Annotated in this window: 24 protein-coding genes and 1 other RNA gene; 20 read left to right on the top strand and 5 right to left on the bottom strand. The window is 37.0% G+C overall.

What is annotated here, in order from left to right; all coding sequences use genetic code 11:
• Positions 1 to 5: 5 nt before the first annotated feature.
• From pstA to gshB, 4 genes are all read right to left on the bottom strand, one after another.
• Positions 6 to 1,295, bottom strand: coding sequence for a phosphate ABC transporter permease PstA (gene pstA, locus ACFIKJ_RS03520; protein WP_375626802.1), 1,290 nt, complete (start codon positions 1,293 to 1,295; stop codon positions 6 to 8).
• Positions 1,292 to 2,752 (bottom strand): phosphate ABC transporter permease subunit PstC, encoded by a 1,461-nt coding sequence (pstC, locus tag ACFIKJ_RS03515; RefSeq protein ID WP_375653791.1) that lies wholly within the window; start codon positions 2,750 to 2,752, stop codon positions 1,292 to 1,294. The genes pstA and pstC overlap by 4 nt, the downstream gene beginning before the upstream one ends.
• Before the next feature lie 74 nt (positions 2,753 to 2,826).
• The gene (locus ACFIKJ_RS03510) at positions 2,827 to 3,873 is read right to left on the bottom strand and encodes a substrate-binding domain-containing protein (RefSeq protein WP_375626798.1); all 1,047 of its coding nucleotides are present in this window, start codon (positions 3,871 to 3,873) and stop codon (positions 2,827 to 2,829) included.
• A 142-nt stretch (positions 3,874 to 4,015) separates the two neighbouring features.
• A complete protein-coding gene (gshB, locus tag ACFIKJ_RS03505) occupies positions 4,016 to 4,954 on the bottom strand; it encodes a glutathione synthase (RefSeq protein ID WP_375626796.1) in 939 nt (312 codons plus the stop codon).
• An 87-nt stretch (positions 4,955 to 5,041) separates the two neighbouring features.
• Between gshB and ACFIKJ_RS03500 the strand changes: the two genes are divergently transcribed.
• Positions 5,042 to 5,836 (top strand): molybdopterin-synthase adenylyltransferase MoeB, encoded by a 795-nt coding sequence (locus ACFIKJ_RS03500; RefSeq protein WP_375626794.1) that lies wholly within the window; start codon positions 5,042 to 5,044, stop codon positions 5,834 to 5,836.
• 924 nt (positions 5,837 to 6,760) lie between these two features.
• Here ACFIKJ_RS03500 and ACFIKJ_RS03495 read toward each other — a convergent pair.
• Positions 6,761 to 7,324: a c-type cytochrome gene (locus ACFIKJ_RS03495; RefSeq protein ID WP_375648542.1), complete on the bottom strand. Its 564-nt coding sequence runs from the start codon at positions 7,322 to 7,324 to the stop codon at positions 6,761 to 6,763.
• A 104-nt stretch (positions 7,325 to 7,428) separates the two neighbouring features.
• Here ACFIKJ_RS03495 and ACFIKJ_RS03490 point away from each other — a divergent pair, with 104 nt between their 5' ends.
• From ACFIKJ_RS03490 to rimP, 19 genes are all read left to right on the top strand, one after another.
• Positions 7,429 to 8,160: a 3-deoxy-manno-octulosonate cytidylyltransferase gene (locus tag ACFIKJ_RS03490; RefSeq protein WP_375670263.1), complete on the top strand. Its 732-nt coding sequence runs from the start codon at positions 7,429 to 7,431 to the stop codon at positions 8,158 to 8,160.
• Complete coding sequence (locus ACFIKJ_RS03485; protein WP_273787808.1) at positions 8,157 to 9,020, top strand: prephenate dehydratase; 864 nt, start codon at positions 8,157 to 8,159, stop codon at positions 9,018 to 9,020. Before ACFIKJ_RS03490 ends, ACFIKJ_RS03485 begins: the two co-directional genes overlap by 4 nt.
• 537 nt (positions 9,021 to 9,557) lie before the next feature.
• Positions 9,558 to 9,965, top strand: coding sequence for a hypothetical protein (locus tag ACFIKJ_RS03480; protein WP_375670262.1), 408 nt, complete (start codon positions 9,558 to 9,560; stop codon positions 9,963 to 9,965).
• Positions 9,966 to 11,441: 1,476 nt separating this feature from the next.
• An RNA gene (gene ffs / locus ACFIKJ_RS03475) (signal recognition particle sRNA small type) lies at positions 11,442 to 11,539 on the top strand.
• A gap of 223 nt (positions 11,540 to 11,762) precedes the next feature.
• Positions 11,763 to 13,691: a DNA polymerase III subunit gamma/tau gene (locus tag ACFIKJ_RS03470; RefSeq protein ID WP_375670261.1), complete on the top strand. Its 1,929-nt coding sequence runs from the start codon at positions 11,763 to 11,765 to the stop codon at positions 13,689 to 13,691.
• Positions 13,692 to 13,705: 14 nt separating this feature from the next.
• Positions 13,706 to 14,029 carry a YbaB/EbfC family nucleoid-associated protein gene (locus ACFIKJ_RS03465; RefSeq protein ID WP_375626779.1) on the top strand — a complete coding sequence of 108 codons (324 nt, stop codon included), beginning with the start codon at positions 13,706 to 13,708 and terminating at the stop codon, positions 14,027 to 14,029.
• Between the two features lie 30 nt (positions 14,030 to 14,059).
• Complete coding sequence (gene recR / locus ACFIKJ_RS03460; protein WP_375651804.1) at positions 14,060 to 14,665, top strand: recombination mediator RecR; 606 nt, start codon at positions 14,060 to 14,062, stop codon at positions 14,663 to 14,665.
• Between the two features lie 68 nt (positions 14,666 to 14,733).
• Positions 14,734 to 15,762 (top strand): YeiH family protein, encoded by a 1,029-nt coding sequence (locus tag ACFIKJ_RS03455; protein ID WP_375626774.1) that lies wholly within the window; start codon positions 14,734 to 14,736, stop codon positions 15,760 to 15,762.
• A gap of 725 nt (positions 15,763 to 16,487) precedes the next feature.
• Positions 16,488 to 17,174: a tRNA (adenosine(37)-N6)-threonylcarbamoyltransferase complex dimerization subunit type 1 TsaB gene (tsaB, locus tag ACFIKJ_RS03450; RefSeq protein ID WP_375626772.1), complete on the top strand. Its 687-nt coding sequence runs from the start codon at positions 16,488 to 16,490 to the stop codon at positions 17,172 to 17,174.
• Positions 17,174 to 17,656, top strand: a complete 483-nt coding sequence (gene rimI, locus ACFIKJ_RS03445) for a ribosomal protein S18-alanine N-acetyltransferase (RefSeq protein ID WP_375626770.1) — start codon at positions 17,174 to 17,176, stop codon at positions 17,654 to 17,656. Before tsaB ends, rimI begins: the two co-directional genes overlap by 1 nt.
• 40 nt (positions 17,657 to 17,696) lie before the next feature.
• Positions 17,697 to 19,073 carry a tRNA (N6-isopentenyl adenosine(37)-C2)-methylthiotransferase MiaB gene (gene miaB / locus ACFIKJ_RS03440; protein WP_375626768.1) on the top strand — a complete coding sequence of 459 codons (1,377 nt, stop codon included), beginning with the start codon at positions 17,697 to 17,699 and terminating at the stop codon, positions 19,071 to 19,073.
• Positions 19,074 to 19,231: 158 nt separating this feature from the next.
• Positions 19,232 to 20,356, top strand: coding sequence for a PhoH family protein (locus ACFIKJ_RS03435; protein ID WP_375626873.1), 1,125 nt, complete (start codon positions 19,232 to 19,234; stop codon positions 20,354 to 20,356).
• Entirely contained in the window at positions 20,353 to 20,844 is a 492-nt protein-coding gene (gene ybeY, locus ACFIKJ_RS03430; RefSeq protein WP_375625647.1) for an rRNA maturation RNase YbeY, read from the top strand. The genes ACFIKJ_RS03435 and ybeY overlap by 4 nt, the downstream gene beginning before the upstream one ends.
• 85 nt (positions 20,845 to 20,929) lie before the next feature.
• Positions 20,930 to 21,955, top strand: coding sequence for a hemolysin family protein (locus tag ACFIKJ_RS03425; protein ID WP_375625645.1), 1,026 nt, complete (start codon positions 20,930 to 20,932; stop codon positions 21,953 to 21,955).
• Positions 21,918 to 23,552 (top strand): apolipoprotein N-acyltransferase, encoded by a 1,635-nt coding sequence (gene lnt / locus ACFIKJ_RS03420; RefSeq protein WP_375625643.1) that lies wholly within the window; start codon positions 21,918 to 21,920, stop codon positions 23,550 to 23,552. Before ACFIKJ_RS03425 ends, lnt begins: the two co-directional genes overlap by 38 nt.
• Positions 23,553 to 23,700: 148 nt before the next feature.
• A complete protein-coding gene (locus tag ACFIKJ_RS03415) occupies positions 23,701 to 24,114 on the top strand; it encodes a helix-turn-helix transcriptional regulator (protein ID WP_330168649.1) in 414 nt (137 codons plus the stop codon).
• Positions 24,115 to 24,244: 130 nt separating this feature from the next.
• Positions 24,245 to 25,513: a methionine adenosyltransferase gene (gene metK, locus ACFIKJ_RS03410; RefSeq protein ID WP_375625641.1), complete on the top strand. Its 1,269-nt coding sequence runs from the start codon at positions 24,245 to 24,247 to the stop codon at positions 25,511 to 25,513.
• Positions 25,510 to 26,211 carry a tRNA (guanine(46)-N(7))-methyltransferase TrmB gene (locus tag ACFIKJ_RS03405; RefSeq protein WP_375626763.1) on the top strand — a complete coding sequence of 234 codons (702 nt, stop codon included), beginning with the start codon at positions 25,510 to 25,512 and terminating at the stop codon, positions 26,209 to 26,211. The genes metK and ACFIKJ_RS03405 overlap by 4 nt, the downstream gene beginning before the upstream one ends.
• A 127-nt stretch (positions 26,212 to 26,338) precedes the next feature.
• Positions 26,339 to 26,989 carry a ribosome maturation factor RimP gene (gene rimP, locus ACFIKJ_RS03400; RefSeq protein ID WP_375626871.1) on the top strand — a complete coding sequence of 217 codons (651 nt, stop codon included), beginning with the start codon at positions 26,339 to 26,341 and terminating at the stop codon, positions 26,987 to 26,989.
• The last annotated feature ends 2 nt before the right edge of the window (positions 26,990 to 26,991 follow it).

The raw sequence follows: 26,991 nt of genomic DNA, 5'->3' as shown, positions 1-26,991 counted from the left end.
TAAAATTACTGGCGGCGTTCAAATCGTCGACGTAAAAAAACCGCAGAAATATTCATGATCGCAAGAAAAATCATTAATACAATAATAGCACCTGATGTCTTTTCAACAAAAGCACGCTCTGCTTCACCCGCCCACATAAAAATTTGAACAGGTAAAGCTGTTGCTGGATCCATAGGGGTCGTAGGAATATTAACAACAAAAGCAACCATTCCAATCAAAAGCAAAGGAGCTGTTTCACCCAAAGCCTGAGCGACTCCAATAATTGTGCCTGTCAAAATACCAGGCGCAGCTAAAGGAACAACATGATGAAAAATCATTTGTGTTTTTGATGCTCCCAGTCCTAAAGCTGCTGCACGAATAGAGAGAGGAACAGCACGCAGAGCAGAACGTGTTGCAATAATGATCGTAGGAAGAGTCATGAGCGCTAAAACAAGACCACCAACAAAAGAAGCTGAACGTGGTAATCCTAAAAAATTAACAAAAAAAGAGAGTCCTAAAAGACCAAACACAATTGAAGGAACAGCTGCAAGATTATTGATATTAACCTCTATAAAATCTGTAAATTTATTTTTGCGTGCATATTCTTCCAAATAAAGAGCCGTTGCTATGCCTATCGGGAGTGAAACTAATAAAACGATGCCTATCATATAAAGAGAACCAATGATCGCAACACCTAATCCCGCAGTCTCAGGACGACTTGAAGCGCCAAATGTAAAAAAACCAATATTAAATGTTTTATAAAGCGTACCATCATGCGCTAAACGCTTTATCCATTCTACTTGTCGATTAGAAACTTTACGGTTTTTTTCTGCTACACGCAGATCAATCTGTCCCTTATAAGCAGAATCAATATCCGCAGATGCCAAAACTTTAACTTTTTGCATCGTGCCAATCAGTTTTGGATTCTTTGTCACCATTTCACGCAGTTGAACGCGAACACTATTTGAAAACATACGATTAACTTCCCGAAGAGAGGCTCGATCATTTTGATCTATATTAAGTTTCTTTGCTAAAGCATTGCGTACAAGAAGTGGATAATTCGCCGTCATGAGTACTCGCGGTTTTGTTTTATGTTGACCACTTGGATCAATGATCTTTTCATCCAAATAAATCGATAATGTCATTTCACTTTGAAAAAAAGCTGTATAACCCTGACCAATGATAGACCATAAAAGCGTAAATAAAAAAAACAAACCAATAGAAATGGCAATCAAACCATAGGCACGAAAACGACGTTCAGCCCAATACCGACGCTTGAGGCTAATATTGCGACGAGGGAAAAAATCTTCATTCATTCATATTGTTCCCGATATTTACGCACAATATAAAGAGCCAGAATGTTCATCAAAAGTGTCATAACAAAGAGCGTCATTCCTAAGGCAAAAGCCACCAGAGTTTGTGGAGAATTAAACTCAAAGTCACCGGTCAATTGATTAACAATCTTTACAGTCATCGTAGTCATTGCTTCGAAAGGATTGAGTGTTAAGTTTGCTGCAACACCTGCCGCCAAAACCACAATCATTGTTTCTCCAATTGCACGCGATGCCGTCAACAAAATGGCCCCCATAATCCCTGGAAGCGCTGCTGGTATAACAACTTTTTTAATTGTTTCAGATTGCGTTGCGCCTAAACCATAAGAACCTTCACGTAAAATGCGTGGAACAGCCGTAATAACATCATCCGATAAAGAGGAAACAAAAGGTATCAACATAATTCCCATCACAACTCCAGCAGTCAAAACACTTTGTGCCATAATAAAACCACCCCCATCTGAGAGAGACGCAGAGAGATCACGTAAAAATGGTCCTACAACCTTCAAAGCAAAAAAACCATAAACAATGGTTGGGATGCCAGCAAGAACTTCCAACAATGGTTTTACAATTGCTCGCAATCGCGCAGAAGCATACTCAGCCATATAAAGAGCTGAAAATAGTCCTATAGGTACAGCAAAAAGCATGGCGACAAATGCAATATAAAGCGTACCAGCAAGAAGCGGTATTAAACCAAATTGTCCTACTTCATCGCTTGAGCCACTCGCGGAAAAACGCGGATCCCAAACAGTTCCTAAAAAGAAATTTGAAAAGGATACAGACTGAAAAAAGCTCACTGTCTGAAAAAGCATAGAAAGCGCAATGGCTATTGTTGTCAAAACTGCAACAATAGATGCACAAATTAATCCAATAATAATAAAAGATTCAACCTTATTGCGCGCACGCTGATGAGGCGCAATTTGCATCATTCCAAAGATAAAACCAAAGAATGCAATAGCAAAAAGGAAACCATAACCTATAAACTTAAGCTTTTCAGAAGAGAATACCCACGACCGGGCTATTTTGAACACATCATCTGATGCTTCATGAGATACAATCAATCCCTTCGCGAGTAATTGTGCCTGCACTTCCTTATAGGAAGCGGTAGAAAGATTCCCCTCAAAGCGATGAATCATTTTGACGAGACTTCGAAGTGTCTCCCAAAGTAGATCATGATTTACAGACTCTGTTACATGCGCACTATACGCCCCAAGCTCTCGAGAGGCATTATATTCTAAATAAATTGTACTCCCAGCATCCCAAACAATTAAAAAAATAAAAGCTGGAATAACAGTAATCAAAAATGTCCACCAGCCATAATAATACGCACGAGAATGCATCTTATGTTGTCTGTATTCAAGAATGCGTGCTCGCATATAAGAAATACAAAAGCCACAAAATCCAAAAATCAATAACAGCAAAATAATAAAGGAAATGCGCATTTTATCTTTCAGTTTTTATAAAAAATAGCACCCAAGTTTCCTATTCCAGAAATCCAACAAATTTTCCCTGCAAATTATTTCAATGTCATTACTCGACCAGCAGAAAAATCAGAACGCTGCGCTTGACGCTCCTTTTCAGGAGAAACAATCAAACCATATTCAGCCAAAGGACCCTCTGGGCCAATCATCTGATCAGAAAGAAAAAAGTCAACATACTCTCGCAAACCTGAAATAATACCTAAATGTGCTTTCTTAATATAGAAAAAAAGCGGACGAGAAACTGGATATTGTCCGCTAGAAATCGTCTCAACTGTTGGCGCAAAACCGTTAATATCGGCAACCTTTAGCCTATCAGCATTATTTTGATAAAAAGACAAACCAAAAATACCAACCCCTGTTTTATTAGAAGTTAGACGCGCAAATGTTTCAGAATAATCACCATCAATATCAACCGCTTTTCCATCCTTACGTATCGCAATACAAGCAGTGTGTATCTCCTTATCATCCATTCCTAAAGACTTCATCACCTCAACTGCCCCACTCTCTTTACACCCCTCAGTAAGTAATTTTTCCTCAAAAACTTCACGCGTCCCATGCTTCTCTCCAGGAATATACGCTGCTATCGTCCAATCAGGAAGAGCACTATTAACTGCACTCCATTTCAAAACATTATTCGGTTGCAACTTTCCGTCTATAATAATTCGAGCAGCAAGAGCTTTATAAACATCTACTGGCTTTAACTTCCAATCAGGACCCTTAATATCTGTTGCAAAAACAATACCATCATACCCAATACGTATTTCCTCAACATCTTTTACACCAGCATCAAAACAAGACTGTAATTCACTCGGCTTCATTGCTCGCGAAGCATTGACAATATCAACGGTGTTCTCCCCAATACCACGGCAGAATTCCTTAATACCAGCTCCTGTTCCACCTGATTCGATAACAGGAACCTTAAAATGGGGATAAATTTCTCCAAATGTCTCAGCAACAATCTTTTGATAAGGTAAAACTGTAGATGAACCAGTAATCTGTATTTGATCGCGCGCATTGCCTCCATTTGCTGACAGCAGTAGCGCAAAAATCAATCCCACTCCAATTGATAATACTCTGCTCATCTATAAACTCCCTAAAAATTGAGGACACAGCCTCTTAATTTATATCATACGGTCATTCTAGTTCACATTTGCAACATAACAAATATAAAAAACAACATGGATCATTTTTTTAAAACCATGTTTTTGTCCTCTGTCAAATAAATTAATTTGAACGCTTGAACTCAATAACATCCCAAAACAAATGAGCAACATCTGTACCGCAGAAGCGTTTAATTTCACGAATTCCTGTAGGAGACGTCACATTAATTTCTGTTATATAATCTCCGATCACATCAATCCCCACAAAAAGAAGACCACGTTCCTTTAAGGCTGGAGCAATACGTTCACAAATCTCATAATCACGTTTTGTTAACTCAACATTTTCCGCGCGACCTCCAACATGCATATTAGAGCGCACATCTGTTTTTGTCGGAATTCGATTAATAGCTCCAACGGGTGTACCATCAAGCAAAATAATCCTTTTATCTCCTTTTCGTACTGCCTCTAAATAGCGCTGAACAATAAAAGGTTCATGATAAATTTCTGCAAACATTTCCAACAATGATGCTAAATTGCGATCATCTTGTTTTAAATAAAAAACACCAGCGCCCCCATTTCCATAAAGTGGTTTAACAATAATATCGCCAAATGTCTCTCTAAAAGCTGTTATTTCTTCAATATCTTTGGTAATTAATGTTTCTGGCATCAGATCAGAAAATTCAGTAACAAAAATTTTTTCTGGGCTATTGCGTACCCATGCTGGATCATTCACAACGAGTGTTTTAGGATGAATACGTTCTAACAAATGAGTCGTCGTGATATAATTGAGATCAAAAGGTGGATCTTGGCGTAAAAGAACCACATCCATATCTGTTAATTCCGTGCGAGCAGGCTTTTCTAATTGATAGTGGCTTCCCTCTTTATCACGCACAATCAATGGCTCTAGTCGTGCAATCACACAACCATCACACAGAGATAAACGATCTGGTGTATAATGGAAGAGAGAATGTCCACGTTCTTGTGCTGCTAAAGCGAGTGCAAATGTCGTATCTCCTTGAATCCGAACTGTTGAAATATGATCCATCTGAATGGCAATTTTCATAAATAAATCCTCCCTATCCTAAAAGCAGACTGGTCTATGCACCATAAACTTAGTAAACAATAAAAGAACTATGACAAGAGAAAATTTATGACACAAGAAACAGATACAAAATTAAACAACAAAGAAATCGAACGCTATGCACGCCACATCATTTTGCCTGAGATTGGTGGTGCAGGGCAACAAAAGCTAAAAAAAGCACGTGTTCTTGTTGTGGGCGCTGGTGGTCTTGGTGCTCCTGTCTTAACCTATTTGGCTGCCGCAGGTGTTGGAACCATTGGAATTGTCGATAACGACATCGTTTCACTTTCCAATTTACAACGCCAAGTTATTCATAAAACAAATGCAATAAACAAAAGAAAAACAGACAGTGCTGAAACCACTATAAAAGCAATAAATCCTCATGTTGTAGTTGAAAAACACACCCTACGCTTAGATAAAAGTAATGTGGATAAACTGCTCAATGCTTACCACATCATTGTTGATGGAAGTGATAATTTTACGACACGCTATCTTCTTGCTGATCACGCTGCCCAATGCAAAAAACCTTTAATAAGTGGTTCTGTAGAACGTTTTAATGGCTCATTAACCGTCCTTATGCCATATAAAGACAATAATCCTCACTATCGCGATTTATTTCCCACGCCTCCGGCTCACGGAACTATCCCAACATGCGCTGAAACTGGAATCATCGGTGTTTTACCTGGCGTTATTGGGACCCTACAAGCAATGGAAGTTATTAAAATGATCACAAATATTGGTGAACCCTTAGTGGGAAAAATTCTTCTCTACAATGGATTATTAGCGCAATTTAATATTATTACTTATAAACGCTCAAATTATAAGAAAAATGCCATAGTTATTAAGAAGCTTGGGGAATCATGATTATGTCTCCTCCCGCATTAATTTTTAGCACTCTCGCAATATGTCGCAATATGTATTGAAATACTGATGTTTTATCGTAAGTCATCGAAACACTGTAACCAATGGAAACTATTAAATTTATCACAAATATGGAAGACCTTTTGTGAAAAAATAATTCTCTATAATAGCTTATCAGCATAATTTCATGTCATCGTCTATAAATGAACAGAGACTCGTGCAAACTTAGCTGCCATCAGTATTCTTGTGTAAAAAATTTTCGAAGTAGATAAAAATATAATCAGCAGAACTCTATTCAACTATTTTACTATTCACACATAAAAATTGCTTCCAATTTGCTTCACATGAAAGTGCTTACTTCATACCATAACCTATAAACAAATAATCTAAATCATATTTTAGTTATCGATACTATAAAAGGTCAATGATCTGTCCCTACACCTCTAACCTCAAGAGAAAACGTCTATTCATCAAGCATCATAAAACGCAGCTTAGGATTATTGCACGTAATAAGAATAATCAATTGTCTCTGTTCGCAAGAAAAGTACATAGGGATTGATGTGTATAGAAGGATTGAGATAAACCTCGTGGAGAGCTTTAATTACATAATTATTGCATTCAGAAGCAGAAAGCTGCAGCTCATGAATTGATAATCCTTCAGCAATAATTTCACAGACAAGTATATGTAGAAAAAGTGAAGCACACAAATCTTGAAAACCAATCTACAGATGACAGCGTAAAGAGTGCATTTTTATAAAAGATCTCTTTAAAATAAGCGAGTCAATATGCAACGTTAAATGTATTCTGTTTTGCGTGAGGGGCGTTCCCCCTAACAAAACATCAATAAGAGCTCTTTTTATAAAACTGTGAAACTAAAATTACAAAAAAAATCAGACTTCTTTCTAAAATTAACATCTATGGTATAAGTTAATTTAGCTCTTTTGCTTTATTATTATCCATTGGTAAAGGAACAGGATGATCGGATAAACTGCGTAAATAAAGCAAAAGATCGGCACGATCTTGGTCATTTTTAATTCCACGAAAAGACATAATGGTCCCAGGAAAAGCTTCACGTGGAGAATGTAGATAACGATCTAACGTTACAAAATCCCATTTTTGATCAGAATGAGCACGCAATGCCCGTGAATAAGCAAAACCTGCTGCTGATGCCAAAGGGCGGTTAACAATCTCCCAAAGAACTGGACCAACACGCCCTGCTTCATTGCGTCCAGAAGTATGGCATATGGCACATTGGCGAAAAAGTTTACGGCCATTTTCAAAATTGCCTTGTTGAAGACGGCTATTTAGTGATAGGGAAACATCAGGTGCTTTTTGTTTTTCTTGAAATGTATCATTCTTGGCAACTGTATAATAGTATTGGACTGATGTAGGATGATCGTAAATTATATTACTGAGTGTGGAAATCCCCACAATAATAACCAGAACACATAAACAAGCACAAATAAAATAAATAAATCTCGGGCGATTCATAAAAACTCAAATGTTCACGGTTTCATTACCATTTTTAGTTTAAGCTTTTTCTTTATAACACACAACATCATAAATGCATCACAGATGACATTTGGAATCTTACAATGGCTCTTGAACCAATTATTCTTATTCCTGCTCGTATAGGCTCAACCCGTCTTCCTCGAAAAGCTCTCGCTGAAATTGGCGGAAAGCCGATGATTGTTCATGTCGCAGAACAAGCCAAAAAAGCTGCAATAGGACGTACGATCGTTGCAACAGATCATAATGATATTGCTAAAGCTGTTGCAGATTATGGGCATGAATGTATCATAACACAAGGTGATCATAAGTCTGGATCTGATCGTATTTATGAAGCTTTAATGCGTATTGATCCTGAACAACGTTACAATACCATTTTAAATATACAAGGTGACTTACCAACAATAATGCCTCGTGAAATCATTCATGCACTACGCCCTTTAGAAAATAGCTTTACTGATATTGCAACCTTGGGTGCTCGAATCATTGAAGAAAATGAAAAAAGAGATCCCAATGTCGTCAAAATCATTGGTACACCTCTTTCTCAAAATCGCCTTCGTGCTCTTTATTTTACGCGTACCACAGCACCTTATGGAGATGGTCCTCTTTATCATCATATTGGAATATACGCTTATCGGCGCGAAGCACTTGAGAAATTTGTATCATTCAAACCCTCTACACTTGAGCAACGTGAAAAACTTGAACAATTACGTGCATTAGAAAACAATATGCGTATCGATGTGGAAATAGTCGATACAATTCCCTTAGGTGTAGACACACAACATGATCTCGATAGAGTTTGTGAGATTTTAGCATGAAAATACTTAAAAAAACCAATAAAATTTCTTTCCAAGGAGAATACGGCGCTAATTCCCATATTGCTTGCTCCAATATGTTCCCCAATATGGATGCTGTTCCCTCTGCTACTTTTGAAGACGCGCTTAATTTAGTGGAAAGTGGGAAAGCTGATCTTGCTATGATCCCTATTGAAAATACTCTTGCAGGACGCGTTGCAGATATTCATCATCTTTTACCGCAATCATCTCTTTATATTATTGATGAATATTTTTTACCTATCCATTTTCAATTAATGGTTTTGCCCGGCGTTACATATGACGAAATTAAAACCGTCCACAGCCATACGCATGCCCTTGCACAATGCCGAAAAATCATACGAAACAACGGTTGGAAACCTGTTGTTTCTACAGACACTGCTGGAGCTGCAAAATTTATTAAAAAAAATGCTAAACGCTCACAGGCTGCCTTAGCACCTTTAATCGCAGCAGAACTCTATGGACTTGATATTCTTGAAAGAGATGTTGAAGATAACCCTCATAATATTACCCGTTTTGTCATCCTTTCACGCTCCAAACGACATGTCCCCAAACCTAAAAATGGCGAAAAAATCATCACCAGTCTTCTTTTTCGAGTGCGCAATGTCCCAGCTGCTCTCTATAAAGCTATGGGAGGATTTGCAACGAATGGTATCAATATGACAAAATTAGAAAGCTATCAAATTGGTGGAAATTTCAATGCAACACAATTCTTTGTTGATATTGAAGGACATCCTGAAGACCCGATGATGAAACTTGCCTTAGAAGAATTATCTTTCTTTTCTGCAGAACTGCGTATTATCGGTACTTATCCAGCACAAAACGATCGAACATCGTATATATAAAAGCAATTAAACTGCCATCATTCTTTGCTGATATCAAAGAGCATCGTAAAAATTTCATGATGCGACGCATCTTGGAAGAGCTCGTTTTTTTCTACTCAACACCCTTCATAAAAACTGAAGAAGAAAAAACGGTTCATAAAAGAATATATAAATTATTTCCATAATACTTTTTCACAAATTATATCATGATAAAAAGCAATTCAACTTGTATAAAAACCAATGTAAAAAACACAGTAACCAAAAATAAAAACACTTGTACCATATATTTCCCTTTATATATTATAGAGAGGTTCTTGAAACAAGTCATTTCTTCTGATAGTTTATGCCAATAAAGATAACGAACTTCTAATTAACTCTCAAAACAATTCAAATTATTATACATGATAGAACATTCAAATTTATTAGAATGATATTAGTCTGAACATGGTTTAAAGCTAGAAAATACAACTCAAACCTGCTTTTAGCATTAAGTTTGAACTTTCATCTTTATAAAAACTGATTTATGATTCATCTCACTTTAGAAAAAAGGAAAGGATAATGAAAAAAATCTTCGCGCAAGGATTATTAGCCGCAAATATTCTCGCCTACTCTAGTGTTGCATTTGCTGGCTTTGGTGAGAAAAAATGGAATTTTGCGCTGGATGAAAGTGTTGTGATCACCCCATCCGATATTGTCCATCAAGGAGTTGAATACTCTTGTAGTATCTTTAAACCGAATAAAGTATCCTTCACTTTATCATACTCTACCCCTTCTGATCTAAACAAATTGAGAATTGTTGTTGATGATGAAAAAAAAATAACCCATGATAAAGAAAAAAAGGTCTTTACACTAAAAAATATAAAATCTCTTCATATAAGTTTTCCTTCGTCAGGACATTATATTTTTAAAAATATTACGAAGAAAAAAGTTGTTGGAACAAATTGTGACACAGGAGATTATGATTAATAATATTTCTATAACATCTAAATTTGAGTAGAGTTATTCTTTTTTCAGGTATTTTTTTCAAAATACGACATGATAAGCTGTTAAAACTAATCGCTGAAGAGGTATTTTTATACTAATATGGAAAAACCTTAAGCTGCTCAGAACATTAGATATTGAAGGACTTTTGCAAAACCTAAAAGACTAAACTTAAATTGTTCTGGATTTTCTACTATCAGAGCTATTTTTTAATAAGAATATGACTTCTATCTTCGTAGCTGCTTCATTTTAAGTGCTATGAAGCACATCTTACCCAAATCACTTAGATAAACAGATTTGAAACTATAAAATGTCGCTTATATCGAATAAGAACCATTTTTACGCTTATAAAACCAGTACCCCCTTATTTCTATAGCGCTGAATGTTGCATCTTCTCTTGTATGAGCACAGTCACTTAAAAAATATATGAAACCTTTTCTCAAATGATGAAAATTCATATATTGATCCATCTTGTGATAAACATCGATGTTTTTTAATTAAAAGAACAAGCACGCAAAGAGCGATAACATCTACTCAGTATTTATATTCGTATATGTTAAAAGAAAAAATATTACGTATTTGATATTCTCATTCACTATAGAAATCAGGTGGTGGTCTTATAAGCTATTTAAGATATTGACTTATCATTATAAGACTTTGATTTTTTTATACTGAATTACAACCACGAATAAAGTAAGATCCTCCCATCTTAAATCTTCATATTAAATCAATTAAAATCGTTTCCTTGAAAGTTACAAATGGAGGTGGTGTGTGAGTAAAAACGATTAAAAAAGAATAAAAAAGCTTCTTATAAAGCCTCTCAAGTGCAAGGGATCGCAATATTGGGAATTGTTAATAGTATGAGAGCTCAAATTTAGACTTTTATTAAGCATAAAGAGGATAGTGCACAATGGATTTACACCTCAAGGGAAATATGTATACTATTTACGAGCGGGGTTTGAAATATCGTTAAGAGTACTGAGCAATAGCTCTTTAAAAAGCATGTAAATGAACAACATTAAGTTGTTCTGTTTGAGATGTTCTGTTTTGTGTGAGAGGAGCAACATCATTAAAGCAATATTTGCTAATTATTTAAATAGCACTCTTCCCCCTAACTTTCGAATGTTAGCCAATTACATGATCTATCTACTTTATTTGCTTCTTTGACTGTTGTAAATTTTTGATGATTCAATTTCGTAGTTTTAGAACAGACATATCTATCCTAAAACTCTTACATATTTCAGCGAATGAGAATAATTATACATTCAGATTATCTTAAGCGAAAAATATTTTCATACCAAATAAATATGAAGAGCTACTGCTATGAAAACTGATAAATCCATAATCTCTTTGTTGTTTATATGTCAATAAATTAAACGCAAAGGAAAATTCTTCGTCGTTCTTAGGATATTTTTCGTTTCTGAGCTTGATTTTTCATTCCAAATCGACAATATGAACTTGGGAGGTTGGTGGTGGACGAACTGCTCGCCAACTGGGTCAGGTCTGGAAAGAAGCAGCCCCAACGAGTTCTGGTACGGGTCATCGTGCCAACCTCCTATTTTTCTGAAGAAATTATTTTTTATGCTGTCTTTTAGCGAGGTATTTTTAATCTTCAGAGCGGCATTTGTATGCAGCAAATAAAGGGGTTTGGTTATTTTTTAACAAATTGTCCCATAAATAATTTGATTAAGAAAAAATCCTTTTATATGAAACTACAGTATTGATCTATGCTTTTGTGTTATCAAGATGTACGCATAAAGAACTTCGAAGTTGGAAATATTCATGGAAAATGTACCGGTAGAAACAGCCTATCGTGTTCTTGCTCGTAAATATCGACCCCAAAACTTCTCTGACCTTATTGGTCAGGAAGCTATGGTGCGTACTCTCACCAACGCCTTTGAAAAAGGTCGTATTGCACAAGCGTGGATGTTAACAGGGATTCGTGGCGTAGGTAAAACCACAACAGCACGTATTTTGGCACGTGCGCTTAATTATAAAACAAAAGATATTGACCAACCGACAACCGTATTAGACTCTCTTGGTGAACATTGCACACAAATTATCGAAGGACGCCATATTGATGTTATAGAAATGGATGCCGCTTCTCATACGGGCATTGATGATATTCGTGAAATTATTGAACAAATACGCTATCGTCCTGTTTCTGCACGTTATAAGGTTTATATTATCGATGAAGTACATATGCTCTCAACACAAGCCTTTAATGGTTTATTGAAAACTCTTGAAGAACCACCGTCCCATGTGAAATTTATTTTTGCCACAACAGAAATTCGCAAAGTTCCTATTACAATCCTTTCGCGTTGCCAACGTTTTGATTTGCGGCGTATTGAATCAAAAGCTTTGAGTGCACATTTGCGCCAAATTGCGAAATATGAAAAGGTAGAAGTAGAAGATCAAGCACTCTCTATGATTGCCCGTGCTGCAGAAGGATCTGCACGTGATGCATTATCCATTTTTGATCAAGCGATTGCCCATAGCAATGGCAATGTTAATGCCATTGCGGTGCGTACAATGTTAGGATTAGCGGATCAAGCACGTATTATTGATCTTTTTGAATTTATCATGAAGGGCGATGTTGTTAATGCATTACATGAATTACGCAGTCAATATGAGGCAGGTGCTGATCCTCTTACTGTATTGACAGAACTAGCCGATTTTAATCATCTGGTTACACGTTTACGTTTTACACCAGAAATAGTGGAAGATTTCTCACTGACTGAAGAACAACGTTTAAGAAGCTTAAACTTTTCAAAAAAACTTTCCGTTCCTGTTTTATCCCGAAACTGGCAAATGTTACTCAAAGGTTTGCAGGAAGTTAATCAAACTGCACGTCCGCTTCAAGCCGCTGAAATGCTTTTAATTCGTCTTGCTCACACGGCTGAGTTACCAACTCTTGATGAAGCTTTAAAAAAGCTTACGCAAGAAAAAACATCTCTCACATTGGTTAAAAACTCTTCTCATCAAGAATCTACAAATACAAATAATATAACAAAAGAAACAATGGTCGAAGCCTATGCTTCCTCGAGCGTTTCAAATATATTACCCGATCAATCAGATTTGAAAAACCAATTAGATCATTCCTTACAACCGGAAAATTTAGTTAAAAATAAAACGCCTGACAACACAAAAGCCCAAGAAGTAACAGAAAGTCTTGAAACTTCTCAATCTATTGATCTTTCTGAAAAGAGTGCAAATTTATCGCATTCTGTCACGCAAACAACAGAAAAGATTACTCAACCTAAAACTCTAGTGATTAATTCTTTGCACGATATTGTTCAATTAGCCGAACAGCATAATGACGCTCCTTTCAAACTCCTTGTTAAAGAATTTGTTCATCCTGTTTCTTTTGAGGCTGGGCATATTACCTTAAGACTTTCTGAAAATACCCCACAATTTCTTGCTCATGATATAGAAAAAAAGATATCTCAATGGACTGAAAAACGCTGGACTGTAACTTTTGTTAATGAAGGAGGTGGCCCAACTTTACAGGAGGAAAGTATAGCGATACAAAAGACTCTTTTTTCCAATGCAGAAACAGATCCTGATATCGCAAAAATCCTTAACCATTTCCCAGAAGCAAAAATTGTCGATATTCGACTCAATAAAGAAGAAAATGACCTTGATTTACTCCCCAAGACCTTTAAAAATGCTGATATTTTTAAAAATAAAAATGATATCAATGATGAATAAGGATACCTATTCCTATGCGTGAAATGATGAGCATGATGAAAAAAGCCAAAGAAATGCAAGAAAAAATGCAGAAGATTCAGGAAGAAATAGCTAATCTGCAAGCTACCGGCACTGCAGGGGGGGGGCTCGTCAATATCACTTTAAATGGCAAAAATATTATAACAGCAATTCAAATTGATCCTTCATTACTCAACCCTGAGGAAGCTGAAATTCTCGAAGATCTCATTATGGCAGCTTATAATGAAGCAAGAACAAAAATCGAAATTGCAATAGAAGAAAAAACCAAAAGTATAACGGCAGGGTTACCGCTCCCTTCAGGTTTAAAGCTTCCATTTTAATGAAACGGATCTTTTTCTTGGGACAAAAATATGTCTAAATACATTGCAGGACCTGAGATTGAACGTCTCATTCAGATTTTATCACGTATACCAGGTCTTGGTCCACGTTCAGCGCGTCGTGCTGCGCTTCATCTTATCAAAAAAAAAGAGACATTGCTGGAGCCTTTAGGAGCAGCTATACAAGCAGCTATAGAAAAAGTTGGCATTTGTTCTGTTTGTGGAAATGTCGATACCATTGATCCTTGTTCAATTTGTACAGATCCTCGCCGCGATGATACAACAATTATCGTTGTTGAAGATATTGCTGATCTGTGGGCTCTTGAGCGCGCAAAAACTTTGGCCGCACGTTACCATGTATTGGGTGGACGACTCTCCCCCTTAGATGGAATAGGTCCTGACGAACTCAACATTGCCACCTTAATACAACGTGTTGTACAAAACCCTATTAGGGAGATTATTCTTGCTGTCAATGCGACTGTCGAAGGTCAAACAACTGCTCACTATATCATCGACCAGCTTTCCAATTTTTCAGTTAAAATTACGCGACTTGCTCATGGTGTTCCTGTAGGAGGCGAGCTTGATTATCTTGATGATGGAACTTTAGCAGCAGCTGTACAAGCACGAACAAATCTTTAAAACTCGCTTCTAATGCCCATTGTCTCTTCTTACTTGCTATTTTTTTCTTTTTATGAGGGAATATTAAAATGTCAAAGAAAAAACTTTCCCTTGTGAATAATTTTGGTCCAGGTATTCTATTATGCCTGCTCATATCTGCCTTAGCTTATGGTTTAGAAGTGATAGAAAAACTGTTTTCCGCAGAAGCATGGCTTGAAAGCCTTGTTTTGGCAATTCTCTTAGGATCCATTACTCGTAGCTGTTTTAATCTGCCAAAATATTTCCAAAAAGGTATAACCTTTTGTGCAAAAACGCTTCTTGAAATTGCTATTGTTCTTTTAGGGGCAAGCATTAGCATCCATGCTGTTCTTTCAGCCGGTTGGAATTTGCTTGCAAGCATCGTATTCGTTATATTTATAACCATCCTCATTAGTTTTGTTATAGGCAGACTTTTTGGACTTTCTGCCAATTTAGCAATGCTAGTCGCTTGTGGTAATGCCATTTGTGGCAATTCAGCTATCGTTGCAACTGCCCCTGTCATCCATGCTAAACATGAAGATGTAGCGGCAGCAATTGCTTTTACCGCTCTTTTAGGGGTTCTTATTATTTTATTTCTCCCTTTTTTACACCCACTTTTGAATTTATCATTTAACCAATATGGTGTGCTTGCAGGAATGGTTGTTTATGCTGTACCACAAGTCTTAGCAGCAACAGCGCCAATATCTTTCGTAAGCGTTCAAATTGCAACAATTGTCAAATTGGTGCGGGTTTTAATGTTGGGCCCTGTTATTTTTATCCTATCCATCATCTATCGTCGATCAGCACAAACACATTTTCGTCTACACACTCTCGTCCCATGGTTTATCATTGGCTTTATTATCATGATGCTTGTTCGCTCAAGTGGTCTTATCCCTGAAAAGGCTATCAATCCAATCAAACTTATTGCTCAACTGTTCACGGTCATTTCAATGGCAGCTTTAGGATTAGGTGTTGATATCCGCTCATTAAAAAAAGCAGGATGGCGCGTTATTTTAGCTTCAACTTCCTCCATACTCCTTCTTGGCGCTTGTAGCCTTATCATGATAGGATTAATTGATCTGAACCATATAACATTTTGAAATATGCATTTATTATTTTTTTCAACAGAGCATGCAATCAATTCAAAGGCTCACTAAGTATTAAAAGCAGTTTTTTATAAAACCAGCAAAAGTTCTAAAAAACTGCTCATTATTCTATACAAAAAATTGAAAGAGCTGTTATGTTAAGTGAAGACTGTCAGAATTACTTTTTCAATTAGCTTTTCAGTCCATAATGATTTGCAATGACGTAGTATCAAATACGTAACTCATGTAAAACAATGCCATTTCTTTCATCTTCTCATTACGCTGAAGTTTTTATACAAAGACTGATAAAATATGCTCTTGTTTGGAAAAAATATGGGGTCATGGCTTTCCCCCTTTTAAATTACTTTTACTTACTATGTAATATAAGTGGCATCGTCGTACTATTTGATAGCTTAAAATGTTGTGACAATCCTTACATTTAAACGATTCGTAAAAGGAGTTTTTATTCACACCCTAATTTCGCTTGTAATTTACAAGCTAATAACTTTAATTGTTTTGCCATAAGTATATTTGAGATAAGAGAATCTTACAATATTCAAGGTACTCATTCAAAAAGTGATAACAAATAGGGATTAAATCAACATCTCGTTCTATCCCATAAAAAGATATTGTTGCTTATTGGCACTAGTAACTCTATTATAAATGAAATATACGATAATAAAAAGATTAAAAATACAGCAGGACTTTTGTTTATCATTTTATTCGACTAAAATATTTTTATGCTTATCCTTGCTATAGATACTGCTTCAATTTATTGTGCTGTTGCGCTCATTCATCATAAATCTGTTATTGCGCGTATCAATGAGCGCATGAACAAAGGACATGCTGAAAAACTTATTGGGCAGATTACACAAATAATGACACAAGCCAATATGACGCTTGATCAAGTTGAGCGTATTGCTGTCAATATTGGACCTGGATCATTTACTGGTGTACGTGTCGGTGTTGCAACAGCGCGCGCTTTGGCATTAGCACTTGAAATACCTGCTGTTGGAGTGAGTGCTCTTGAAGCGTTAGCAGCACAAGTAATAAACAGTAAAAGTACAGCATCAGCAATTACTGTTGTCATTGAAGCAGGGAGAGAGATGTTCTACCATCAAAATTTTCATAATGATCTCACACCTTTAGGAGCGCCGGGATTAAAAACAATTGAAAATATCCTCGAAGATTTGCCAAAAAAAACCCGACTGACTGGCCCAGCTGCTGATGCCGTTGTGGAGCATATTAAAAGCCATAAAATAAACGAAAAAATTGTCCTAGAAAAAATCCCCTGCGAAGCGGCTGATATTGTAAACTATGCTTATCTTGCTGCAAACAAACAATCAAAAAATTCGCCTCGCCCACTCTATCTACGCAGCGCTGATGCAAAACAACAAACCAATTTTGCTTTACCACAAAAAAAATAATGCCCAAATTTTCATTGACAAAAAAGATTTTTGGAATTGCTCCGCTACAAGTTAATGATAGTGCTCCTCTTCATCAAATTCATCAACATTGTTTTACCCCGTCTTGGGGAAAAGAAGCTTTTGATAATTTCTTAACAGATCACTCTATCTTCGGATACAAAGTTTTTCTCATCGATCGCTCTGATCAAATTTTAGGCTTTTGCCTATGCCGTCTCATCCTTGATGAAGCAGAAATTATCACGATTGCTGTTCACCCTCATTATCGTCAACAAGGAATTGGTACCTTTCTGATCGAAAGAACAGTTCACCATCTTCACGACAAAGGCGCTATAAAATTATTCTTGGAAGTAGAAGCCACAAACCTTTCTGCTTTGAACCTTTATCAACGCTTTGAATTTCAAAAAATTTCTGAACGTCTTGCCTACTACCCGTCAAAAAATGGTCGTGGTGATGCAATTATCATGCAAAAAACTTTTAAGTAAATAGATTGAGATTTGTGTAAAAAACATTTACACATGCACCATGAATAAAGTAAATCCTAAAAATACACCTCCTGTTGCTCCGAAAAAGGTTTTTATCAAAACCTATGGATGTCAAATGAATGTTTATGATAGCCAACGGATGACTGATAGCCTCAGTTCGCAAGGCTATGTAACAACACAATTTCCCAATGATGCCGATCTTATTCTTGTTAATACCTGTCATATTCGTGAAAAAGCAGCAGAAAAACTTTATTCTGATCTCGGTCGTTTGCGCGTTATGCGTCAAGAGCGCACACCTGATAAACCCCTGATGGTTGGTGTAACGGGTTGCGTTGCACAAGCTGAGGGAAGTGAGATCTTGCGCCGTGCTCCAACAGTGGATCTTGTTATTGGTCCGCAAATGTATCATCGCTTGCCAGAATTGTTAGAGAAGGCCAAACAAGGAAAAAAAATTATCGAAACAGACTATGCTGTTGAAGATAAATTTGCTCATTTGCCACCCCATAATAAACATGCAGTAAGAAAACGAGGTGTTAGCGCATTTTTAACAGTACAGGAAGGTTGCGATAAATTTTGCACTTTTTGTGTTGTGCCCTATACACGCGGTGCCGAAATATCACGATCCGTTGAGCAAATTACTGAAGAAGCCCTTCAACTCATCGAAGCGGGTGTCAAAGAAATTACACTGCTTGGACAAAATGTCAATGGTTGGCATGGACAAAGTGCTGATGGCAAAACTTGGCGTCTTGGCGATCTTCTTTATCATCTTGCAAAACTCGATGGTTTAAAGCGTTTGCGTTACACAACCAGCCACCCACGTGATATGGATGATAGCCTTATTGCCGCGCATCGAGATCTTGATATGTTAATGCCTTACCTCCATCTTCCTGTTCAATCAGGTTCAGATCGCATCTTAAAAGCTATGAACCGCCAACACAAAAGCTCTCATTATCTTCATCTTATCGAAAAAATTCGAACCGCACGGCCAGACATTGCCTTTTCAGGCGATTTCATTGTAGGATTTCCAGGAGAAACAGATGAAGACTTTGAAGAAACCATTAAACTTATTCAACAAGTACAGTACAGTTCAGCTTATTCTTTTAAATATTCTCCCCGTCCTGGAACAGTGGGAGCCACAATGAAAAATTATGTTGATGAATCTGTAAAAGATGCCCGCCTTCAACAGTTACAAGTCCTTCTCCTTGAACAACAAAATGCGTTTTTGCGTTCTAAAATTGGTCAAAAAACTAACGTTCTCATCGAAAAACCTGGACGTCACTCAGGGCAAATGGTAGGACGTTCCCCTTGGCTTTTACCTGTTGTCGTAGATACAGAAGCCTCTACAGGTAGCGTAATAGAAATTCATATTAAAAATGCAAGCTCAAACAGTTTTGTTGGTGAAATGACAAATAGATAAACATACCTCTAAAACCTTGTTCACAATAAATATTTTGGAAAACTCTTTTATTTTAAAAGAAAATGATTACATCTAAAACGTGCACTTTTCTAAAAAATTGTCTTTTATAAAATTTACTTAACAAAACGTGCAATATTTATGTAGATATGGAGAATAGGCTGAAAGCTTCAACCGAAAAAATAAAGCGTATTAAAGAAAAAGTAAATATGTCCCTTGAAAAGGCTGATAACTTGAAACAAACAAGCGCTTCAGATCCGAGCCAAGTTGTTTTGATTTTCGAAAATAATAAATATGCAAAAGCAGTTTTTGGTAAATTTGACGAAAATCTCGCTTATATCGAAAAAAAACTTGAACTTAGTATTCATCCGCGTGGTAATGAAGTCTTAATCCGTGGAAGTATTTCTGTTATAAAACGTGCGCAATATGTATTGCAGCAACTTTATGAACGTGCCCAAACACATCAAGAGCTCACTTTATCAGATATAAAAGGAGCACTTGCTATGGCAAATATACCAAAGAAGCAGAAAGAAGACACAATAACATACAAATCTGCAACGAAACGTATACCAGCAAGGTTGAGTACCCATAAAAAAATAATTCATGCAAGAACTCCAACACAAGATGCTTACATACGCGCTATGGAGCATACTGAGCTTGTATTTGGTGTAGGACCAGCAGGAACAGGCAAAACGTATCTTGCTGTTGCTCATGCTGCAATGCTTCTAGAACGTGGTATCATTGAGCGAATTATTCTCTCACGTCCGGCTGTTGAAGCTGGAGAACATCTTGGTTTTCTTCCCGGTGATCTCAAAGAAAAAGTCGACCCATATTTACGACCACTTTATGATGCTCTTTATGATATGATGCCCGCTGAAAAAATAGAACGCATTTTAGCTTCTGGTGTCATAGAAATTGCTCCTCTTGCCTTTATGCGCGGACGAACACTTGCCCATGCTGCTGTTATTCTTGATGAGGCACAAAATACTACGCCCATGCAAATGAAGATGTTCCTCACACGTCTTGGTGAAGGAACACGTATGATTGTTACCGGTGACGTAAGCCAAATTGATTTGCCTACAGGGCAAAAATCAGGTCTCATTGAAGCAATTCGCATTCTTTCAAATGTAGAAAATATTGCAATTGTACATTTTGATGAAGAAGATGTTATACGCCATCCACTTGTTGCTGCTATCGTTCGTGCTTATGATCGTGATTCCGAAATACAAAATAAAAAAAAATCATTCGCATGCGATGCATTAAAAAATGAATTTGATTCATCATGATTATTATTGATATAATGGTCAAAAGCGCAGGGTGGAATGATGAGAAAATGCTTTATAATATCACTGAAAAAGCATTAATGACGACTATGCATCATGTTTCATTGGAAAATGTTGTAAGCGAGATTAGCCTGCTTTTTACGGATGATAAACATATGGCACAAATCAATGCACAATGGCGCAACAAAAACAAATCTACTAATGTATTATCCTTTCCTGCTTTTCCACTTAAAGCTGGAAATCCTCCTGGTCCCATGCTCGGTGATATTATTATTGCGCGAGAGACTGTTGTTCTCGAAGCAGAAAAACAAGGAAAAACATTTCAAGACCATTTAACGCATATGATTGTTCATGGTATCTTGCATCTGCTTGGCTATGACCATGAAACTGATAATGAAGCATATCAAATGGAAAAGCTCGAAAGAGAAATTCTGCAAAAGCTTTCCATAAAAGATCCTTACGCTGAATTGTCTATAAATGATAAAATTTAACTTTTAAAATCAATATTACGAGCATACCATTCAAAGCCTCTCATTCACCTAATTATAAAAAGAAAGTTTAGAAGATTTCAAAACCATGACAAACAAAACAAATGCACAAAATAATAGTCAAACATCTTCTAATAATGAAAAAAAAACCTCTCAACAGACGAATCATACAGAAAAATATTCTCTGATGAATCATTTGTTTTCATTTTTACGGGGTCGTAATTGTGTGTCTACATCACTGCGCGATGATCTTACCGTTGCACTCACGACTGACAATAAAAAAGACACTGCCCTCTTCTCACCTGAAGAACGTACTATGTTGCATAATATTTTACGCTTACGTGAAGCACGCGTGGATGATGTTATGATACCACGTTCTGAAATCGAAGCACTGGAAATAAACACTTCACTTGGAGAAACCCTTAAATGCTTCGCAAAAATTGGTCATTCTCGCTTACCTGTTTATGCTGAAACTTTAGATGATCCGCGTGGCATGATTCATATCCGCGATATTCTTAACTATATGACTCGCTTTATTGTCAGCCCAACAAAAACCGAACAGAAATCCGATTTGCTTCAATTAAACCATACAGACTTACATACCCCAATCGGTGAATTGGATCTGATCCGAACTGTTCTCTTTGTTCCAAGTTCCATGCTTGCAAGCAAATTATTAACACGAATGCAAACTACACGAACTCAAATGGCTTTAGTTATTGATGAACATGGGGGAACAGATGGTCTCGTTTCAATGGAGGATATTGTTGAATTGGTTGTTGGTGATATCGAAGATGAACATGATAATGTCGACAATGCTATCGTACGTGAACCAAACAATAAATGGCTCGTTGATGCAAGAACTGAACTAGAAGATGTGGAGAAAGCTCTTGGTCCTGATTTTATCGTAGGGGAATATGGTGATGATGTTGATACGATTGGTGGTTTGATCGTCTCCATTCTTGATCGCATTCCTGCCAAAGGTGAAATTGTCGAAGCTGTACCTGGTTATAGATTTCGTATTTTAGAAGCTGATAAACGCCGGATTAAGCGATTGCGTATTTTTCGCATTCCAAAAAATGAGAATCTTGAGAACAATGTCATCCCTAAAGAATAGTCCAGCGTTTTTAAACAATTTTATCGTTTTTTTGTCCTCTGTTACCGGTTGGAAGCGCCAAGCATGGATATTTCTCTGTGGTGCTCTTACTTCTTTTGCACTTCCACCCTTTTATTTGACACCTCTTTGCTTTTTAACTTTCCCTCTCTTTATTGTTTTGCTGGACTCAATACGGGACGCAAAAAACAATAAAAAACATTTTTTTACTTACGCTTTAAGCTGTGGAACCTTTGGTTTTAGTTATTTTATTTGCGGACTTTGGTGGCTATGCAATGCTTTGTTAACAGATCCAGATTCTTTTGGTTGGGCAGTCCCATTAGCCATTTTAGTTCCTCCACTCTACCTTTCTCTTTATTGGTTTTTTTCTGGTTTCATTGTCGGTTTATTATGGACAAAAGGAATAGCACGCTTTTTTGTTTTAGCCTTTGCATTAGGATTGTCCGAGTGGTTGCGTGCGTTTTTATTCACAGGATTTCCATGGAATGCTCTTGGCTATACAGCCATGCCAACCCCAATGTTCATGCAATCTGATGCAATCGTGGGACTTTACGGAATGAATATTCTTGCTGTCTTAGCCTACAGTTTGCCAACTGTTTTATTAACAAATGAAAAAAAGAAAGTGGCACTCTCTCTTTGCTTATCACTTATATTCATTCACAGTGGTTTTGGGTTTTATCGTCTTCATACTATAGAAAACACAGCTAAAAATCAAAAAAGTTCTTATTGGGTGCGCATTGTTCAACCTTCCATCCAACAAAATATAAAATTGCGTGATAATACACGAGAAGCTATGTTGGAAGCGCATATGAATCTAAGTGCAATGCCAACAACCGATCAAAATTCAGAACCCGATTTTATCGTATGGCCCGAAGCTTCCGTTCCTTACCTTCTCTATGATAACTCATCTATCACAATGCGCATTGCCTCTCTTTTAAAACCTAAACAATGGGCTATTATCGGAGCAATACGAGCCAGCAATGATCTACCTCATTCCCAAACACAATATTTTAATACAATTGCAGTCATTAATGCTCAAGGTAATATTTTAAATACTTCCGATAAACTTCATTTGGTTCCTTTTGGTGAATATCTTCCTTATCAGAATTTATTGAAAAAAATTGGATTGCGTACCCTTGCCGATAATATTGGTGGATATAGTGCTGCAAGTGTGCGCAAAATTGTTACAATGCCAAACGGATTTTCTTATCTACCCTTGATTTGTTATGAAGCAATATTTCCTCATGAAATGACTTTTAAAGGCTCCCCGCCTCAAGCAATTATTAATATTACAAATGATGCATGGTTTGGTGTAACACCAGGACCCTATCAACATCTTCAACAAGCACAACTTCGTGCCGTTGAACTCGGAATCCCCCTCATACGAGCAGCCAATAACGGAATATCAGCTGTTATTGATTCTTATGGACGAATCGTTGTAGCTCTTCAACAAAATGCTGTGGGCATTATTGATTCACAAGTTCCATCATCCATTACCCCTATAGGAAGCAATGAATACAGAACTTTCTCTACTTTTATCTTATTCATCCTTATGCTATTGTGTCGTGTTGGTTTTGGTTCTACAAAACAGCTTAAATGATTCAAGTGCCCTTTGTACGGTATTATGTTGCGTTTACCAGTAATATTGGGAAAAAATATTACATATTATTTTAATTATATGATAAATCAGCTGCGCATAAATATGATGTTGGTTTAGAATAAAAGTGCTGGAAATAAAGAGTTGCATTATGACCGAAACTAGAAAAAAACCTGACCCTATAGATATCTATGTTGGAACTCGTATCCGCTTACGTCGTAATATTTTAGGACTCACTCAAGAGAAACTAGGTGAAAAATTAGGAATTACTTTTCAGCAAATCCAAAAATATGAAAAAGGAACAAACCGTATTGGTGCCAGTCGTCTTCAAGCGATAGCGGAAATTATGGATGTTCCTGTTTCTTACTTTTTTGATAAAGGTATTACCTCCCAACAAGTAGAGGGTTTTGCTGAAAATGATCACAATTTTATAGACTTTTGTTCTAGCAGCGAAGGGATTCAGCTCATGCGCGCTTTTACAAATATATCTGATGCTAAAGTGCGTCGAAAAATTATTGATTTGGCAAAAGCACTTTCTGAGGAAGATTTGACAAATAAGCTATAAATTTAAATTATATCTTTTCTCTTTTATTCATATAAATTTTCATTGACGATTTGCTGTAGAATTAGCAGATCGTGACAACTTTAGTAAGCAATTAATTAAATCGTTGATTTTCTTTTTTGAAGGAGTTCCTATGCCGCATCAAGATTATCTTTTTACGAGCGAATCGGTATCGGAAGGACATCCTGATAAAATTTGTGATCGTATTTCCGATGAAATCGTTGATATGATCTATAAAGAAGCTGAAAAGACTGGTACTGATCCATGGTTAATACGCGTTGCCTGTGAAACTCTCGTCAGTGTCAACCGTGTTGTTATCGCTGGTGAAGTGCGTGTCCCCGATACGCTATTAAAAAAAGATAAAAATAAAGAATTTATCTATGATGAAACTGGCTTTCCACTCATTAATCCTACGCGTTTTCGTACAGCAGCGCGCCGTGCTATTCGGACCATTGGCTATGAACAAGCAGGATTCCATTGGAAAACTGTTAAAATTGATGTTCTTTTGCGCCCTCAATCAGCTGACATAGCAAGAGGGGTTGATAATGCTACGGATCGGCATGGTGAAGAAGGAGCAGGTGATCAAGGCATCATGTTTGGATATGCTTGCCGTGAAACACCTGATTTCATGCCTGCGCCAATTTATTATGCGCATAAAATTCTCAAACTTCTTGCCGCAGCCCGTCATAAAGGAGAGGGAGAAGCTGGAAAATTAGGACCAGATGCTAAAAGCCAAATAACCATACGCTATAAAAATGGAAAACCGATAGAGGTCACATCCATTGTTCTTTCAACTCAGCACCTCGATGAAAGCTGGGATTCCAACAAGGTACGTACAGTGGTTGAACCTTACATTCGTCAAGCTTTACATGACATTCCCATTGCAGCTCAATGCAGTTGGTATATTAACCCAACAGGAAAATTTGTCATTGGTGGTCCTCAAAGCGATGCCGGATTAACAGGACGCAAAATTATTGTGGATACTTATGGAGGCGCAGCACCCCATGGAGGCGGTGCTTTTTCAGGAAAAGATACAACAAAAGTTGATCGTTCTGCAGCCTATGCGGCACGCTATCTGGCTAAAAATATTGTTGCGGCTCATTTAGCAGAGCGATGCACCATTCAACTCTCTTATGCAATTGGTATTGCACAACCTTTATCTATTTATCTTAATCTTCATGGAACAGGAAAAGTCGATGAAAAAGTTATTGAAGCAGCCATTCGCAAAATAATGGACCTTTCACCTACCGGCATTCGAAAACATCTTGACCTCAATAAACCTATTTATGCGAAAACAGCTGCCTATGGTCATTTTGGGCGAAAACCAAAACACGATGGTTCGTTTTCATGGGAAAAAACTGATCTCGTGAAAACGCTTCAAACAATGATCCAAATTCCATGATTAAATATAATACACGCAAGAGTGAAGCATTTTTTGGACGCCGACAAGGAAAACGATTACGAAACTGTCAGCTTATCCGTATAAAAACGCTTCTCCCAACTCTTAACATTGATTTAAATGTCCCTCCTCCCTCAAACCTTACATCCTTATTTTCAAGCAAAGTAAGAGAAATTCGACTTGAAATCGGCTTTGGTGGAGGTGAACATTTACTTCATGAAATGGAATATTTTCCACAAACCGGTTTTATTGGCATCGAGCCCTTCATTAATGGCATGGCAAAAATGTTAATGTCTCTTGAACAGCATGCACAGCATCAAAATCATCTCCGACTCTATGATGATGATGCTACACGCCTCCTTGATTGGCTCCCAAATGCATCACTCGATGGAATAGACCTTTTCTACCCTGATCCATGGCCTAAAAAAAAGCATTGGAAACGACGCTTCATCAACATAAAAAATCTTAATCGTTTTGCGCGCGTTCTTAAAACAGGCAAAAAATTCCGCTTTGCTAGCGATATAGACAGTTATGTAAACTGGACTTTGTACCATTGTGCACAACATGATCACTTTGAATGGAAAGCAGAAAGCCCTCAAGACTGGAAACTCCCTTATCCACTATGGAAAGGAACCCGCTATGAAGCAAAAGCTTTACGCGAAGGACGAACACCTGCCTATCTTACCTTTATCAAGAAATAAATGATCAAGCGCTTTTCTCATAAACAACTTGAAAAATTTTGAATTTAAGAGTATCAATAGTTAAATTCTTGGTCTTATGATGAAGGGTGGGCCGTTGGACCCGCTCTTTTTTAATATCATAAAACTGATGAAACCAACTTGGATAAAATGTATGAACGAAGCTGAAAAAATAAGCAATCTTGACGAACCACGCCTGTTTGAAGAAGATGGTATCGAAGCACAGGTTGCTGCTCTTGTCATACCACTACTTAAACCTTTAGGTTTTCGTTTGGTTCGTGTGAAACTTCTTGGTCAAAATGGTTTAACACTTCAAATTATGGTTGAACGTGCCGATGGTTCTATGACCGTAGAAGATTGTGAAACTGTTAGTCGAACTGTTTCCCCCCTCCTTGATGTACAAAATGTTATTGAACGCAAATATCATTTAGAAATCTCATCACCTGGAATTGATCGTCCATTGGTAAGAAAATCTGACTTTTTTCATTGGCAAGGGCATCTTGCAAAAATTGAAACCAAAATAACAATTGATGGGCGCCGAAAATTTCGCGGGACACTTACAAATATCACGCAAGATGGATTTATTTTAAACACTGATAAAGCTGCTTATGGAGAAGCCATGTATACCCCTATTTCCTTTTGTGATATCATAAATGCGCATTTAGTGCTTACCGATGAGCTTATTCGCGATGCATTGAAAAAAAATAAAGAGTTAGGTCAACAATTCATTGCTGAAGAGAAAGCTAACGACTCTATACAGACGCTCAATTTCAAAAAATAATA

The organism is Bartonella sp. PS7NMGDW, assembly GCF_042193585.1.
GTDB lineage: Bacteria > Pseudomonadota > Alphaproteobacteria > Rhizobiales > Rhizobiaceae > Bartonella > Bartonella grahamii.
Note: the sequence above shows the minus strand (reverse complement) of the source record. Positions and strands in the feature narration are given on the sequence as shown.